Source organism: Janthinobacterium sp. 344 (genome assembly GCF_900112025.1).
Lineage (GTDB): Bacteria > Pseudomonadota > Gammaproteobacteria > Burkholderiales > Burkholderiaceae_D > Janthinobacterium.
Window position 1 is genome coordinate 467582 of sequence record NZ_FOKL01000001.1, and the last position, 16374, is coordinate 483955.

General features: G+C 61.4%; 16 protein-coding genes. All 16 read right to left on the reverse strand.

The annotated features are described in order from the left end of the window. Positions 1-23: 23 nt before the first annotated feature. The 16 genes from BM193_RS02080 to nuoE all read right to left on the reverse strand — a co-directional run bounded on the left by BM193_RS02080 (position 24) and on the right by nuoE (position 16362). Positions 24-1199 carry a PQQ-dependent sugar dehydrogenase gene (locus BM193_RS02080; RefSeq protein ID WP_092795009.1) on the reverse strand — a complete coding sequence of 392 codons (1176 nt, stop codon included), beginning with the start codon at positions 1197-1199 and terminating at the stop codon, positions 24-26. Positions 1200-1579: 380 nt separating this feature from the next. Continuing rightward, positions 1580-2080, reverse strand: coding sequence for a 2-C-methyl-D-erythritol 2,4-cyclodiphosphate synthase (gene ispF, locus BM193_RS02085; RefSeq protein WP_092796967.1), 501 nt, complete (start codon positions 2078-2080; stop codon positions 1580-1582). Between the two features lie 11 nt (positions 2081-2091). Further along, entirely contained in the window at positions 2092-2799 is a 708-nt protein-coding gene (gene ispD, locus BM193_RS02090; protein ID WP_092795011.1) for a 2-C-methyl-D-erythritol 4-phosphate cytidylyltransferase, read from the reverse strand. 12 nt (positions 2800-2811) lie between these two features. Next, complete coding sequence (locus BM193_RS02095) at positions 2812-3507, reverse strand: hypothetical protein (RefSeq protein ID WP_175533126.1); 696 nt, start codon at positions 3505-3507, stop codon at positions 2812-2814. Between the two features lie 8 nt (positions 3508-3515). Then, complete coding sequence (locus tag BM193_RS02100) at positions 3516-4073, reverse strand: NUDIX domain-containing protein (RefSeq protein ID WP_092795015.1); 558 nt, start codon at positions 4071-4073, stop codon at positions 3516-3518. Between the two features lie 57 nt (positions 4074-4130). Further along, positions 4131-4454: a DUF2818 family protein gene (locus BM193_RS02105; protein WP_092795017.1), complete on the reverse strand. Its 324-nt coding sequence runs from the start codon at positions 4452-4454 to the stop codon at positions 4131-4133. A 3-nt stretch (positions 4455-4457) separates the two neighbouring features. Beyond that, positions 4458-5960: an NADH-quinone oxidoreductase subunit NuoN gene (gene nuoN, locus BM193_RS02110; protein ID WP_092795018.1), complete on the reverse strand. Its 1503-nt coding sequence runs from the start codon at positions 5958-5960 to the stop codon at positions 4458-4460. Positions 5961-5976: 16 nt separating this feature from the next. Next, positions 5977-7476 carry an NADH-quinone oxidoreductase subunit M gene (locus BM193_RS02115; RefSeq protein ID WP_092795020.1) on the reverse strand — a complete coding sequence of 500 codons (1500 nt, stop codon included), beginning with the start codon at positions 7474-7476 and terminating at the stop codon, positions 5977-5979. Between the two features lie 29 nt (positions 7477-7505). Beyond that, positions 7506-9599 (reverse strand): NADH-quinone oxidoreductase subunit L, encoded by a 2094-nt coding sequence (nuoL, locus tag BM193_RS02120; RefSeq protein ID WP_092795022.1) that lies wholly within the window; start codon positions 9597-9599, stop codon positions 7506-7508. A gap of 46 nt (positions 9600-9645) precedes the next feature. Further along, positions 9646-9954 (reverse strand): NADH-quinone oxidoreductase subunit NuoK, encoded by a 309-nt coding sequence (gene nuoK, locus BM193_RS02125; RefSeq protein ID WP_010399724.1) that lies wholly within the window; start codon positions 9952-9954, stop codon positions 9646-9648. Further along, a complete protein-coding gene (locus BM193_RS02130) occupies positions 9951-10583 on the reverse strand; it encodes an NADH-quinone oxidoreductase subunit J (protein WP_034779507.1) in 633 nt (210 codons plus the stop codon). The genes nuoK and BM193_RS02130 overlap by 4 nt, the downstream gene beginning before the upstream one ends. A 66-nt stretch (positions 10584-10649) precedes the next feature. After that, positions 10650-11138 (reverse strand): NADH-quinone oxidoreductase subunit NuoI, encoded by a 489-nt coding sequence (gene nuoI, locus BM193_RS02135; protein WP_010399726.1) that lies wholly within the window; start codon positions 11136-11138, stop codon positions 10650-10652. Between the two features lie 14 nt (positions 11139-11152). After that, a complete protein-coding gene (gene nuoH / locus BM193_RS02140; protein ID WP_092795023.1) occupies positions 11153-12235 on the reverse strand; it encodes an NADH-quinone oxidoreductase subunit NuoH in 1083 nt (360 codons plus the stop codon). Further along, the gene (gene nuoG, locus BM193_RS02145) at positions 12235-14568 is read right to left on the reverse strand and encodes an NADH-quinone oxidoreductase subunit NuoG (protein WP_092795025.1); all 2334 of its coding nucleotides are present in this window, start codon (positions 14566-14568) and stop codon (positions 12235-12237) included. The genes nuoH and nuoG overlap by 1 nt, the downstream gene beginning before the upstream one ends. 22 nt (positions 14569-14590) lie before the next feature. Further along, positions 14591-15886, reverse strand: a complete 1296-nt coding sequence (nuoF, locus tag BM193_RS02150; protein ID WP_010399729.1) for an NADH-quinone oxidoreductase subunit NuoF — start codon at positions 15884-15886, stop codon at positions 14591-14593. Beyond that, positions 15883-16362: an NADH-quinone oxidoreductase subunit NuoE gene (gene nuoE, locus BM193_RS02155; protein ID WP_034779513.1), complete on the reverse strand. Its 480-nt coding sequence runs from the start codon at positions 16360-16362 to the stop codon at positions 15883-15885. The genes nuoF and nuoE overlap by 4 nt, the downstream gene beginning before the upstream one ends. Between the last annotated feature and the right edge of the window lie 12 nt (positions 16363-16374).

Here is a 16374-nt window from a genome sequence, read left to right on the forward strand (position 1 = left end):
AAGCGAAGTGGGCGCCTGGCGTGCTATTGCGCCACGATGCGCAGCAAGCGCCCATTCTCTTCGTCCGTCAGCGCATACAGGTAGCCGTCCGGTCCCTGGCGCACGTCGCGCACGCGCGCGCCGATGGCCAGGCGGTCCTGGCCCGTCACCTTGCCGTTCGCGTCGACGGCGATGCGGCGGATATCCTTGGCCGCCAGGCCGCCGCTGAACACGCTGCCGCGCCAGGCGGGAATCTTGTCGCCCGTGTAGATGGCCAGGCCCGACGGCGCCGGCGACGGCACCCAGGCCACGCTCGGGTTGATCATCCCGGCCACCTCGTGCTTGCCGACCGGTTCGTGCGTCTGGTAGTCGGCGCCATAGCTTTGCAGCGGCCAGCCGTAGTTGCCGCCCGCCACCACCAGGTTCAGCTCGTCGCCGCCATACGGACCGTGCTCCGTCGCCCACACGCGGCCGGACACGGGGTCGAGCGCCAGGCCCTGCACGTTGCGGTGGCCAACCGACCAGATTTCCGGCAAGGCGCCCTTGGCCGCCAGCGGATTGCCTGGCGCCGGCTTGCCGTCTTCCGTCAGGCGCAGGATGGAGCCCTGGTGCGTGGCCAGGTTTTGCGCCTGCTCGCGCGCCAGGCGGTCGCCGATGCGCAGCGGCGGATTGCCGCCGTCGGCCACGCTCATCAGCAAAGTGCCGTCCGGCAGCCACAACAGGCGTGAACCGAAATGCTGGCCGCCGCTCTTGTCGGTGGCCACCTTGAACAGGGTCTGGATGCCCGTCACCTTCTTGCCGTCGAACACGCCGCGCACCAGGGTCGTGCGGTTCGCCGCATTCGTGCCCGTCGATAGCGTCATGTACACGCGCGGGTTCGGCTTGGCCGCATCCTGCGGATGGATGACGATATCGAGCAGGCCGCCCTGCCCGCCCGTGAAGACGGCGGGCATGCCTTCCAGTGGCACATCGGTGAACGTCTTGCCATTGAGCAGATGCAATGTCCCCTGCTTGCTGGTGACGAGCGCGCGCCCCTCGCCCAGCCAGGCGATGCCCCACGGCTGGCGCACGCCCTGCGCGACGGTCTCGGCCTTCCAGCCCTGTTGCGCGGCGGGCGGTTCGCCCGTGGCTTGCAGTTCGGCGTGGGCGGGCATGGCGGACGCCGCGAAGGCCCCCAGCAACAGTGCGGTGGCAAGGTGTGTGCGCTTGATGGTTGGCATCCGGAGTTCTCCTGTCTATATGAAAAAAAGCGGCCGGGATGGTCTTTGCCATCGCGCCGCCTTCTAAAAATAGCACAGATTGCACGGCGGACGCGCCGCCGATATGCGGCAATGCGCCGTTACCATCCGGGAACAACAGCTCGCCACTGAAACGCTTGAAGCTGGCTAGATGTCGCATCACTGCCGAGATAGCCGACGCCATCGCGTTCTATCACCAGCTGGCAGGCGGCGGTGCCGCAGCGTCACTGCCTCCGCCGCCACCGCCCCCCACCCGGTCGGCATGGCCATGGCCAAGATCCCGACGCCGAACCAGCACATGACTGGTCGCTACATACGGCTGGACATATGATTCCGTTTTCTCAACATTTCCCGTGGTACGCTCAGGCGCGCAGCAGCAAGGCCACGGCTTCGGCCGCGATGCCCTCTTCGCGTCCCAGATAGCCCAGCTTTTCATTCGTCTTGGCCTTGATGTTCACCTGTCCCACCGATACGCCCAGGTCTTCGGCCACGTTGGCGCACATGGCGGCGATGTGCGGCGCCATCTTCGGGCGCTGGGCGATGATGGTGGCGTCGATGTTGCCGATCACATAGCCCGTCGCCTGCACGCGGCGCACGGCTTCGCGCAGCAGGGTGCGCGAATCGGCGCCCTTGAATTGCGCATCCGTGTCGGGGAAGTGGCGGCCGATGTCGCCCAGCGCGGCCGCGCCGAAGATGGCGTCCGTGATCGCGTGCAGCAGCACGTCGGCGTCGGAATGGCCCAGCAGGCCCAGGTGATGGGGAATCTTCACGCCGCCGATGATCAGGTCGCGGTTTTCCACCAGCGCGTGGCAGTCATAGCCCTGGCCGATGCGGAAAGGGAGTACGGGAGTCGTTGTGTTCATGTCGTTCGCTTTCAAATGCAGGGATTGGCCAGGTACAGTTCGGCCGTGTGGATGTCGCGCGGCAGGGTCACCTTCAGGTTGCGCGGGTGGCCCTCGACCAGTGTCGGCGCCAGGCCCAGCGCCTCGACGGCGCTGGCGTCGTCCGTGATGGCCAGCGGATCGGGCGCTTCGGACAAGGCCCGGTGCAGCAAGGCATAGCTGAACATCTGCGGCGTCTGCGCCAGCCACAGGCCGTCGCGCGGCACCGTCCGCGCCGACACATTGCCCGGCCCCGCCCGCTTGACGGTATCGACCACGGGCAAGGCCAGCAAGCCGCCGGCCGCATGCGCGCCCACCTCGGTGATCAGCTTTTCGATCAGCGCCGGCGTCAGGCCGGGACGCGCCGCGTCGTGCACCAGCACCTGGTCGTGCGCGGCCACGCTGCCGTGCAAGGCTTGCAGGGCGTTCAGTATCGTTTCCATGCGCGTGGCGCCGCCGCAGCGCAGCACGGTCACGCCGTGCTGCGGCACGACCGTGTCGATCACGCCATCGTCGGCGCTGACGACGACATAGGCATGCGCGATCAGCGGGCTGGCGAGAAAGGCGTCGAGCGCGTGGCGCAGCATGGGCTTGCCGGCGATCGACAGATACTGCTTGGGACTGCCCGCCTGCATGCGCGCGCCCACGCCGGCGGCGGGGATCAGCGCAAAGTAACGGGGGGTATTCGGTGCTGCTGTCATGCCTGTCCTTGTCTATTTGGCGGACGCTGCCTTGCCCGCCAGGATGTTCTGGATGTCGCCATTGCACGCCTTGCCCAGGCGCGCATATTCCTGCGGTGAATCAATCGCCGCCTGCAAGGTTTCCACCTTGCGCATTTCCGCCTTGATGTACGGCAGCCAGCCCGTATCGATCTCGCGCGCCAGCGCCGCCTTGGCCGTGCCGCTGGGCGCATACAGGGGACGCGCCTCGAAGCGCCTGGCCAGCGCGGCGCGCACGGTCTGTTCCACCTTCGGCAAATGTTCCATATAGGTTTTCATGTGCCGCAGCTCGTGCTTGAGTATCTCATCATACGCGCAGCTGCCGGGGGCGAACTCGCGTCCGATGTAGATCACCACGGGCGCATAGGTAATCTTCACGCTGATCTGCGGCGCCACGCATTCGTAGCCGCTGGAGGGATCTTGCAGCATGGGACCGGCCAGGCCGATCTGCACCTGCGAATCCGTCTTCGTCAGGCCCAGCACCCAGGTGTTGGCGCGCGCCGTGCCCTTCATTACCGTCAGCGCCTTGTACGGCAGGTGCGTGTCGATGCTGTAGCCGTTCTGCTGCGCCGTCAGCACGGACACCGTCTTGCTGATGGTGTCTTCGCAGCGCACCTGGAACGGCGTGCGCGCCTGCGCCTGCGCCCCCAGGGCGGCACCAGCGAGCAGCAGGAAGAGCGCCGTGCGCATGCGCAGGATCAGGCCGGCTGCCAGGCGCCGCTGGTGATCTTGTCGAGCCAGAAGATGCCGATGACGGTTTTTACGTCCGTGATGGTGCCGTCCCTGACCCAGTCCAGCAGCTGCGGCACGGTGGCCGTAAACGTTTCCAGGAATTCGCCGTCGTCGAGACGGCGCTCGCCCGCCACCAGACCGCGCGCCAAAAACAGTTCCAGGTGCTCGTCCGAATAGGCGATGGCATTGTGGATGGTGGACACGAATTGCCAGTCGCTGGCCGTGTAGCCCGTCTCTTCCAGCAACTCGCGCCGGGCGCAGGCCAGGTGCGATTCGCCCGCGTCGATTTTACCGGCAGGAAATTCGATGAAGACCCGCTCCAGCGGATAGCGGTACTGGCGCTCCATCAGCACCGTGCCGTCGTCGAGCAGCGGCAGGATGACGACGGCGCCCGGATGCAGGATGAATTCGCGCGCCGTGATCTTGCCGTCTGGCAGCGTCACCCGGTCGCGCTGCACGCGCAGGAAGCCGCCCTCGTAGACGATCTCGCCGTCCACTTTGGTTTCAATCAGGTTCGTATCCATGCAATTCCTTTATTCAATAAAAAACGGCGCCGGAGGCGCCGTTTCTGGTCGTTGCTGCTAACGGCGTTTGCGCAGGTAGCGGGCGACAAAGCCGGGGAAGGCCAGCACCAGGAACAGGCATCCCGTGATGGCGTAGAACTCCCATGTCTGCGGGAAACCATTGCCGATGCGCGCTTCGAGCGCGAACGCCACGGCGCCGACGATGAAGTACAGGATCACCATCTCCAGCAGGCGCAGTGCCAGCGGCTTGCGCCAGCCCTGCTCCGCTGGCGCCGCCTTTTTCAAGGGCACGGCGGCAAACAGTTTCTCGTTAAAGAAAGGCAGGTTGGCGCCCAGGATGCCCAGGGCGATCACCAGCCAGCTGGAGACGGTGACATCCATCGATCAGGACGCCAGCGTCTTGCTGATGGCCGATGCGCAGGCCGCCAGGATGCTGTTCGGCATGACGCCCAGCGCCAGGACGAATACGCCGTTCAGGGCCAGCACGACGCGCATGTCGCCATGCACGACCAGCGCGTTGCTGTCCGTCGGCTCGTCGAACCACATCATTTTCACGACGCGCAGGTAGTAGAAGGCGCCGATCAGCGAGAACAGCACGGCGGCGATGGTCAGCCACAGCTGGCCCGTGGCCAGCACGGATGCCAGCACCGAGTACTTGGCCATGAAGCCCATCAGCGGCGGCACGCCGGCCAGCGAGAACATGAACAGGGTCATCACCAGGGCGAAGATCGGGCTGCGTTTGCCCAGGCCCTTGAAGTCGGCCAGTTCGTCTGCTTCGAAACCATTACGTGCCAACAGCATGATCACGCCGAAGGTACCCAGGGTGGTGAACACGTAGGTGATGACGTAGTACATCGAGGCACCGTAGGCGGTGGCCGCGCCAGCCGCGTTCAGGGTGTTGCCCGGACCGTCAACGGTACCCGACAGCAGACCCAGCAGAACGAAGCCCATTTGCGCGATGGTCGAGTACGCCAGCATGCGCTTCAGGTTCGTTTGCGCGATGGCGGTGAAGTTACCGATGGCCAGCGACATCACGGCCAGCACCAGCAGCATTTGCTGCCAGTCATGCGCCATCGGCAGCAAGCCCTCGCCCAGCAGACGCAGGGTGATGGCGAACGCGGCCAGTTTCGGCGCGCCGCCCAGCAGCAGCGTCACGGCCGTCGGCGAACCTTGATACACGTCCGGCACCCACATGTGGAATGGCACGACGCCCAGTTTGAAGGCCAGGCCGGCAACGAGGAACACCAGGCCGAAGACCATGATGGTGCCGTTGGTCTTGCCGTTTTCCAGCGCCACGCGCACTTCGTTCAAGTCCAGGGTGCCGGAGGCGCCGTACAGCATCGAGATACCGTACAACATGAAACCGGAAGCCAGCGCGCCCAGGATGAAGTATTTCATGGCCGCTTCCGTGGCCTTGGCATTGTCACGGCGCAAGGCGATCAGCGCGTACAGCGACAGCGACATCAGTTCCAGACCCAGGTAGATGATCAGGAAGTTGTTGGCCGAGATCATGATCATCTGGCCCAGCAGTGCAAACAGGGCCAGCACGTAGAACTCGCCGCCCAGGTTACCCGACAGCATGTTGCGGTCGGTGGCGTAGGCACGCGAGTAGATCAGGGTCAGCGCCACGGCGCCGTACGAGAACAGTTTCAGCAGCTGCGACATCGGGTCCGACACGAACATGTTGTGGAACGTGTAGACGGTGGTGCCCGCGTTGAAGTCGCCCACGGTCAGCAAGGCGCAGCCGGCCAGGGCCAGCAAGGACAGCGCATAGGTGATCGAACGCTTCGCCGCAGGCAAGAACATATCGATCAGCAAGAGCGCCGACGTGGCGATCAGCAGAAAGATTTCCGCGTACAGCGGTACCAGATTAGGTGCATTAGTCATGTTATCGGTCTTCTATTTAAGGCAACTTGCTGGTGGCGACATGCTGCAGCAGGTCAGCAACCGAAGTTTGCATCGTGTCGGTGAACGGGGCTGGGTACAGACCCATTACGAGCACGGCGATGGCCAGTACAGCAAGCATGAAGAATTCACGTTTGTTGATATCGGTCAGTTCAGCCACATGCTTGTTCTTGATCTTGCCGAACACCACGCGCTTGGCCATCCACAGCGAGTACGCCGCGCCCCAGATCAGTGCCGTCGCAGCCAGCAAGCCGATCCAGAAGTTGTATTTCACCGCGCCCAGGATCACCATGAACTCGCCGACGAAGCCGGACGTCGCTGGCAGACCGCAGTTGGCCATCGAGAACAGCACGAAGAAGGCGGCAAATTTCGGCATGCGGTTCACGACGCCGCCGTAGTCGGCGATGTTGCGGGTATGCATGCGGTCATACAGCACGCCGATGCACAGGAACATCGCGCCGGAGATGAAGCCGTGCGAGACCATCTGCACGATACCGCCCTGCACCGAGATGTCGTTGAACATGAAGAAGCCCAGGGTGACGAAACCCATGTGCGCGATCGACGAATAGGCGACCAGTTTTTTCATGTCGGTTTGCACCAAGGCAACCAGACCGATGTAGATCACGGCGATCAGCGACAGGGTGATCATGAAGCCCGACAGGTAGTGGCTGGCGTCCGGCGTGATCGGCAGCGAAAAACGCAGGAAGCCGTAGGCGCCCAGTTTCAGCATGATGGCGGCCAGCACGGCGGAACCGCCCGTTGGCGCTTCCACGTGAACGTCCGGCAACCACGTGTGGACCGGGAACATCGGCACCTTGACGGCAAACGCCATCAGGAAGGCCAGGAAGATGAAGATCTGTTCGTTCATCGTCAGCTTGAACGCGTGCCAGGCCAGGATGTCGAAGGTGCCCGACACATTGCGCAGGTAGATGATGGCAACCAGGGTCAGCAGCGAACCGAAGAAGGTGTACAGGAAGAACTTGAACGACGCGTACACGCGGTTCGAGCCGCCCCAGATACCGATGATGATGAACATCGGGATCAGGGTTGCTTCAAAGAAGAAGTAGAACAGCAAGCCGTCCAGCGCGCAGAACACGCCGATCATCAGGCCCGACAGGATCAGGAAGGAGCCCATGTACTGGGCGATGCGCTTCTCGATCACTTGCCAAGCGGAAATGACGACGATGACGGTGATGAACGCCGTCAGTGGCACGAACCACAGGGACAGGCCGTCGATACCCAGCGAGTACCAGATATTGAAGGTTTCAATCCATGGGGCTTTTTCGACGAATTGCATGCCGTGCGCGGCGTTGTCGAAATGCTGGATCAGCGGCAAGGTGCACAGCATGCTGAGCACGGCGCCAGCCAGCGACAGCCAGCGGGTAAAGCCCGCTTTGCTGTCACGGCCGAGAGCCAGGACCAGGACGCCGCAAATGATCGGCACCCAGATCGACAGACTCAGGTAAGGAGGTAGTGTAGAAATCGTAGACTGCATCATGGTTCTCAGTATTCTTTTATCAGGTCAGCTTACTTAGCGGGCCAGAATGGCAGGAAATAGATCAGGAAGCCCAGCACGCCCAGGATCATCACGAATGCATAGTGATAGATGTAGCCGGTCTGCAACACTCGCGACAGCGAGGACAGCCAGGCGACGACCTTGGCGCTGCCATTGACGACGAAACCGTCGATCAGCTTCTTGTCACCGAAGTTCCACAGGCCATTACCCAGCAAGCGGGCACCGCCGGCGAACACGACTTCATTGAACTTGTCCATGTAGTACTTGTTGTCCAGCAGGGTGTGGATCGCGTGGAACTTGGCGAAGAACCAGGCCGGTACGCGCGGGTTGACCATGTAGCAGTAGTAGGCTGCCACCACGCCGGACAATGCCAGCCAGAACGGTGCCGTCGACAGGCCGTGGATCGCCATCGCCATCGCGCCGTGGAATTCATGCGACAACTCTTCCATTGCCGGATGGTTTTCGCCGACAAAGATCACACCCTTGAAGAAATCGCCATGCAGCATCGGGCCGATCGTCAGGTAGCCGATGATCAGCGAAGGAATCGCCAGCATCACCAGCGGGAACCACACGACGAACGGCGATTCATGCGGCTTCTGGCCAGGTTCCAGACCGTGGTGGCCGTGGTCGTCCTCTTCCTCTTCGTGATGGTCGTCATGCGCGTGGGCATCGTGCTTGGCCGCAGGCGCGTGATGGTCGTCATGACCGTGCGCATGCGCCTGGCCGAAACGTTCCTTGCCGTGGAAGACGAGGAAATACATGCGGAACGAGTAGAAGGCGGTGACGAACACGCCAGCCAGCACGGCGAACTGGGCAAAGCCAGCACCCCAGATGTGCGTCGCTTCGACGGCTTCGATGATGCTGTCTTTCGAGTAGAAACCGGAGAACAGCGGCGTGCCGATCAGGGCCAGCGAACCGATCAGGGAAGTGATCCACGTGATCGGCATGTATTTGCGCAGGCCGCCCATGTTGCGGATGTCCTGGTCGTGGTGCATGCCGATGATGACGGAACCGGCGCCCAGGAACAGCAGTGCCTTGAAGAATGCGTGCGTCATCAGGTGGAACACGGCCACGGAGTACGCGGACGAACCGAGCGCCACCGTCATGTAGCCGAGCTGCGACAGGGTCGAGTAAGCGACGACGCGCTTGATGTCGTTCTGGATGATGCCCAGGAAGCCCATGAACAGCGCCGTGATGGAGCCGATCACCAGGATGAAGGACAGTGCCGTGTCGGACAGCTCGAACAGCGGCGACATGCGCGAGACCATGAAGATACCGGCCGTCACCATCGTCGCGGCGTGGATCAGTGCCGAGATCGGGGTAGGACCTTCCATCGAGTCAGGCAGCCACACGTGCAGCGGGAACTGCGCCGACTTGCCCATCGCGCCGATGAACAGGCAGATGCAGGCCACGGTCAGCAGGGCCCAGTCGGTGCCCGGCAGGCTCAGGAGCGCCAGTTCGTCTTTCTTGGCGAATACTTCCTGGTAGTTCATGGTGCCGGCGTAGGCCAGCAGCAGGCCGATGCCCAGGATGAAGCCGAAGTCGCCCACGCGGTTGACGAGGAAAGCCTTCATGTTGGCCACGATGGCCGTCGGACGCTGGTACCAGAAACCGATCAAGAGGTAGGAGACCAGGCCCACGGCTTCCCAACCGAAGAACAGTTGCAGGAAGTTGTTGGCCATGACCAGCATCAGCATCGAGAACGTGAACAGCGAGATGTAGGCGAAGAAGCGGTTGTAGCCTTCGTCGTCCTTCATGTAGCCGATCGTGTAGATGTGCACCATCAGGGAAACGAAGGTGACCACGCACATCATCATCGCCGACAGCGAATCGATCTGGAAGCCCACTTCCATCTTCAGGGTGCCGATCGTCATCCAGTTATAGATCGTGCCATTGAATGTCGCGCCATCCATCACTGCCAGCAGCGTCTGCACGGACAGGATGAACGCAATCAGAACGCCCAGGATCGTCGCGGTATGCGACGTCTTGCGTCCGACCAAATTACCCAGGAACTGGGTGCCAAGCAAACCTGCAATCGCGGCACCGGCCAGCGGCGCCAGCGGTACGGCAAGAAGGAGGTTAGGGTTGAGGAGTTGCCCCGCCATGATGAACCTTAATCGTTATTATTCGAGAGATCGAGTCTGAAAAACATCAGCCTTTGAGGCTGTCCAGGTCTTCGACGTTGATGGTATCCAGATTACGGAACATCACCACCAGAATAGCCAGACCGATAGCCGACTCAGCGGCGGCAACCGTCAGGATGAAGAAAACGAAGATCTGACCGGCCGCGTCGCCCATGAAATGGGAGAACGCGATGAAATTCATATTCACCGCCAGCAGCATCAATTCGATTGCCATCAGCAATACGATGATGTTCTTGCGGTTCAGGAAAATACCGACGATCGAGATTGCGAACAGGATCGCGCCCAGGACCAGAAAATGTGTGAGCGATAATGTCATGGTGCCTCCTTAACTTCCGGCTCAGCCGCAGGACGCTCGACAACCGCGTCCATCTTGATGATCTTCAGGCGGTCGTTGCGCTTGACGCGCACGGCATCGCCTGGAGCGAAATGCTTGGTATCCTTGCGTTTGCGCAGGGTCAGTGCGACCGCGGCAACGATGGCCACCAGCAGCACGACGGCAGCGATCTCGAAGGCGAACACATATTTCGTGTAGATCAGCAGGCCCAGTTCCTTGGTACCGCCCAGGTTGACGTTCACCGGCGCGATGCTCGGCGCAAAGTTACGGAAACCGTGCCACAGGACGGCGGCCATTTCCAGCACGATGATCACGCCCACCGTCACGGACAGCGGCAGATAGCCCCAGAAGCCTTCGCGCATGCGGTCGATATTGATATCGAGCATCATGACGACGAAGAGGAACAGCACCATCACGGCGCCGACATACACCAATACCAGCACGATGGCCAGGAATTCAGCTTGCAGCAGCATCCAGATGCCGGCCGCGGAGAAGAAGGACAGTACCAAAAACAGTACTGCGTGGACCGGATTACGGGCCGTGATGACGCGCGTCGCTGCCAGGATCAAGATCAGCGCGAAGGCGTAAAACAAAATTGTTTTAAAGTCCATAAAAAACCCAATAGACGTACAGATGAACGAGGGGCGCGCCGCAGCTTCTCAGCTGCGGCGCATCCATCAGCGATAAGGTGCGTCGGCGGCGCGCGCAGCGGCGATGTCATTTTCATAACGATCACCCACGGCCAGCAACATCTCTTTCGTGTAATACAAATCCCCGCGTTTCTCGCCGTGGTATTCCAGGATTTGCGTCTCGACGATCGAATCGACCGGGCAGGACTCTTCGCAGAAACCGCAGAAGATGCACTTGGTCAAGTCGATATCGTAACGCGTGGTGCGGCGCGAACCGTCGTCACGCTGTTCCGATTCGATCGTGATGGCCATCGCCGGGCAAACCGCTTCGCACAGTTTGCAGGCGATGCAACGTTCCTCGCCGTTCGGGTAGCGGCGCAGCGCGTGCAGGCCACGGAAACGCGGCGAGATCGGTGTCTTCTCTTCCGGGAATTGCACCGTGATCTTGCGCGAAAACATGTACTTGCCTGTCAACGCCATGCCCTTGATCAGCTCGCCTAACAAGAGGCTGCTGAAGAAATCTTTTACCTTATCCATTCGTATGCACTCTCTTACTTCCAAATATTCCAGGATGTCTGCATCCAGGCAGCGACGAAGACCAGGTAGACCAGCGTCAACGGGATAAACACTTTCCAGCCGAGGCGCATGATCTGGTCATAACGGTAGCGTGGGAACGTACCGCGCACCCAGATGAACACCGAGACGATGAAGAAGGTCTTGGCGAACAGCCAGAAGAAGCCGCCGAAACCACCCCAGAACTCCAGGAAAGCAAATGGTGCGGACCAGCCACCGAGGAACATGATCGAAGCCAGGGCGCCGATCAGGATCATGTTGGCGTATTCGGCCAGCATGAACATGGCGTAGGCCATGCCCGAGTACTCGACCATGTGGCCGGCCACGATTTCCGACTCGCCTTCGACGACGTCGAACGGGTGGCGGTTGGCTTCAGCCAGGCCCGACACCAGGTAGATGACGAACATCGGCAGCAGCGGCAGCCAGTTCCACGACATGAAGTTCACGCCCTTGTCGGCGAAGTAGCCGATTTGCTGGCCGCCAACGATGTCGATGAAGTTCAGGCTGCCCGAGACCATCAGCACGATGACCATCACGAAGCCCATCGGGATTTCATACGAAATCATCTGTGCCGAAGCGCGCATGGCGCCCATGAACGAGTACTTCGAGTTCGAGGCCCAGCCGGCGATGATGATGCCGTAGACTTCCATCGAGGTAATCGCCAGCAGCAGCAGCAAGCCTGCGTTGACGTTGGCCAGCACGGCTTCCGGGCCGAACGGCACGACCGACCAGGCGGCCAAGGCCGGCATGATGGTCATGATCGGGCCGATCACGAACAGGCCCTTGGCGGCCTTGGACGGGATGATGATCTCTTTGAACAAGAGTTTCAGCGCATCGGCGATCGGCTGCAGCAAGCCCAGCGGACCCACGCGGTTCGGACCGACGCGGATCTGGATCCAGCCGATCAGCTTGCGCTCCCACAGGGTGGCGTAAGCAACCAGGCCCATCAGCGGCAGCAGCACGCACAGGATCTTGATCAGGGTCCAGAAGAAAGGCCAGCTACCACCCAGCAGTTCTTGGCCGCCGTGGTTGATGACGTTTACAAATTCAGGCAGAGCCATCAGATTTTCCCCTCTGCTGTTTCAACTGTGATGTCACCGAACATGCCGCCCAGGCCAGCCGTCGAGGCATGCGCCGCCGACACCTTGACCACATTGGCTGGCAGGCCGGCATGGATTGCCGCCACCAGGATGGCGCTGCCGGAGCCTTGCGCCACCTTGACCTTGTCGCCCGCCTTGATGCCCAGCTGTGCGGCCAGTGCTGGCGACAGATGGGCTTGCGGCGCGGCGCCATCGACCGTGCGTTGCAACGGTTCGGAGCGGCGTACCAGCGCGTCGGCGAAGTAGATCGGCACGTCGGCGATGCGTTGCAGCGCTGGCGAAGCCGGTGCATACGAGGCCGCTTCCGGTGCGTTCTTGGCGATATTGCTCAGCTGTGCCGACAGGTCGGTCACGCCAGGGCCAAACGCTTCGTCGCGGATCGCTTCGGACGTGTCGTAGTCGAAACCGGCCAAGCCCAGGATGTTGCCCAGGACGCGCAGCACTTTCCAGGCTGGACGGGTTTCCGCCAGCGGTTTCACGGTACCGTTGAAGCTTTGCGCGCGGCCTTCGCAGTTGACGAAGGTGCCCGAGGTTTCGGCGAACGGGGCGATCGGCAGCAAGACGTCGGCGTACTCCATGCCGTGCTTGAAGGCCGACATCGCCACGACCATCTCGGCCTGGTCCAGCGCGGCGCGGGCCGCTTGTGGATTGGCGCTATCGAGTTCCGGCTCGGCGTGCAGCAGCACGTAGGCTTTTTTCGGCACGGCAAAGGCAGCTTGCACGTTGGCGCGCGGCTTGGCGACCAGGTGCGCGCCCACCGTGTTGGCCGCTTCCGTCAGGTAGCCCAGGGTGGCGCCCGTCTGTTCGGCGATCCATTGCGCGGCAGCATGCAATTGCGACGCTTGCGGGTGTTGCGTTGCCGCGTTACCCAGCAGCACGGCGCCGTGGTCGCCAGCCATCAGGCTGGCGGCGATGGCGACGGCCACGTCCGACGCAACAACGGCTTCGAAACCGGCTGGTGCGGCGATTTCTTTTGCCTTGGCAACGGCAACGACCACTTCCGACAAGGCCGCCAGCCAATCGCTTGGCGCTGCGATCATCTTGTTGGCGATGGTGATCAGCTGATCATCGTCCGAGGCGTGCAGGATCGACAGCTTGGCGCCGCCCTTGACGGACGCGCGCAAACGCGTTGCCAGCAATGGGTGGTCCTTGCGCAGGAACGAGCCGATGACGAAGGCGCGCTTGATCTGGCCAAATTCGTTGATCGGCATGCCCAGCCATGGCTTGACGTTCGCGTCCAGCGCGAAGTCCGTCTGGCGCAGGCGGAAGTCGACGTTCTCGCTGCCGAGACCGTGGGCGACTTTTTGCAGCAGGACCAGTTCTTCAACGGTCGAGTGCGGCGTTGCCAGCGCGGCGATGGCGTCGGCGCCATGTTCGTGCTTGATGTTTTTCAGGCCGTGCGCCACGTATTCCAGCGCCGTCTGCCAATCGACTTCTTTCCACTCGTTGCCCTGTTTCAGCATCGGCGAGGTCAGGCGTTCGGCACTGTCCAGCGCTTCGTACGAGAAACGGTCCTTGTCCGAGATCCAGCACTCGTTGACGGCTTCGTTTTCCAGTGGCAGCACGCGCTTGACCTTGCCAGCTTTCACTTGCACGATCAGGTTCGAACCGAGGCCGTCATGCGGGCTGACCGATTTGCGGCGCGACAGTTCCCACGTACGGGCGCTGTAGCGGAACGGCTTCGAGGTCAGTGCGCCGACCGGGCACAGGTCGATCATGTTGCCCGACAGTTCAGAGTCGACCGACTGGCCGACGAAGGACACGATTTCCGAGTGCTCGCCGCGGCCGATCATGCCCAGCTCCATCACGCCGGCCACTTCCTGGCCAAAGCGCACGCAGCGGGTGCACTGGATGCAGCGCGACATTTCTTGCATGGACACCAGCGGACCGGCTTCCTTCGGCGTGACGACGCGCTTGTCTTCCTTGTAGCGCGATTCGCTCTTGCCGTAGCCCACTGCCAAGTCTTGCAACTGGCACTCGCCGCCCTGATCGCAGATCGGGCAGTCGAGCGGGTGGTTAATCAGCAAGAATTCCATGACCGACTTTTGCGCCTGCACAGCCTTATCGCTGGAAGAGCGCACGATCATGCCGGCACTGACCGGGGTCGCGCAAGCGGGCAAAGGCTTCGGCGCCTTTTCCACTTCGACCAGGCACATGCGGCAGTTCGCTGCGATCGACAATTTCTTGTGATAGCAGAAGTGCGGAATGTAGGTTCCCAATTTGTTGGCGGCGTCCATCACCATGCTACCAGCAGGGACTTCGACTTTTTTGCCGTCTATTTCGATTTCAACCATGGTGATCGTTACCTGACGCAGCTTAGATATATGCGGGCACTAAGCAATGCTTGTGCTCGATATGATATTCAAATTCTTCACGGAAATTCTTAATGAAGGCCCGTACCGGCATGGCAGCCGCATCGCCCAGCGCGCAAATGGTGCGGCCCTGGATGTTGTCGGCGATCGAGTTGAGCATGTCCAGGTCGTCTGGACGACCCTGCCCCTGCTCGATGCGATGCACCATGCGGTACATCCAGCCTGTGCCTTCACGGCAAGGCGTACACTGGCCGCACGATTCTTCAAAGTAGAAGTAGGACAGGCGTTCCAGCGCCTTTACCATGCAGCGTGTTTCGTCCATCACGATGACGGCGCCCGAACCCAGCATCGAACCGGCTTTCGCGATCGAGTCGTAGTCCAGGTCGGTCTGCATCATGATGTCGCCGCGGATCACCGGCGCGGACGAGCCGCCAGGGATCACGGCCTTGATCTTTTTGCCACCGCGCATGCCGCCCGCCAGTTCCAGCAGAGTCGCAAACGGGGTGCCGAGCGGCACTTCGTAGTTGCCCGGTTTTTCCACGTCGCCCGAGATCGAGAAGATCTTCGAACCGCCGTTGTTCGGCTTGCCCATCGCCAGGTATTTCTCTGGACCGATGTTCAGCACGAAAGGCACGGCCGCGAAGGTTTCCGTGTTGTTGATCGTCGTCGGCTTGCCGTACAGGCCGAACGAGGCCGGGAAAGGCGGCTTGAAGCGCGGCTGGCCTTTCTTGCCTTCCAGCGATTCGAGCAGGGCCGTTTCTTCGCCGCAGATGTAGGCGCCATAACCATGGTGCGCATGCAACTGGAACGAGAATTCGCTGCCCATGATCTTGTCGCCCAGGAAGCCGGCGGCGCGCGCCTCTTCCAGCGCTTCTTCGAAACGCAGGTATTCCTGGAAGATCTCGCCGTGGATGTAGTTGTAACCCACGGTGATGCCCATGGCGTAAGCGCCAATGGCCATGCCTTCGATCAGCGCATGGGGATTGTAACGAATAATGTCGCGGTCCTTGAAAGTGCCCGGTTCGCCTTCATCTGTATTGCAGACGAGGTATTTCTGACCCGGGAACTGGCGCGGCATGAAGCTCCACTTCAGGCCGGTAGGGAAACCCGCGCCGCCACGGCCGCGCAAGGACGAAGCCTTGAGGTCGGCGATGATCTGTTCCGGCGTGATTTTCTCTTCCAGGATACGCCGCAGGGCCGAATAGCCGCCGCGGTTCACATAATCTTGCAAATGCCAGTTCTTGCCATCCAGATCCTTCAGGATCAATGGATCGATATGGCGGTTGTGGAGTGACGTCATTTCTTGAGTTCCTCCAGCATGGCGTCGATTTTCTCGTTCGACATCCAGCTGCACATGGTTTTATTGCTGACCAGCAAGACAGGCGCATCGCCGCAGGCACCCATGCACTCGCCTTCAACCAGGGTGAACTGGCCGTCAGGGGTGGTTTCGCGGAAATCGATACCCAGCTTCTGCTTCAGGTAGTCTGCAGCGCGCACGCCGCCCGACAGGGCGCATGGCAGGTTGGTGCACACGGTGATCTTGTGCTTGCCCACGGGTTTCACGTTGTACATATTGTAGAACGTGGCCACTTCCTGCACGGCAATGGCCGGCATGCCGATGTAATCGGCCAGTTCCTTCATGGTTTCCGGTGCCAGCCAGCCCAGTTCATCCTGGGCATGGGCCAGCGCGGCCATGACGGCGGATTGACGCTGGTCGGCCGGGTACTTGGCCAACTCACGGTCAATTTTCTTATAGCATTGCTCTGATAACAACATACTTTTTGCCTC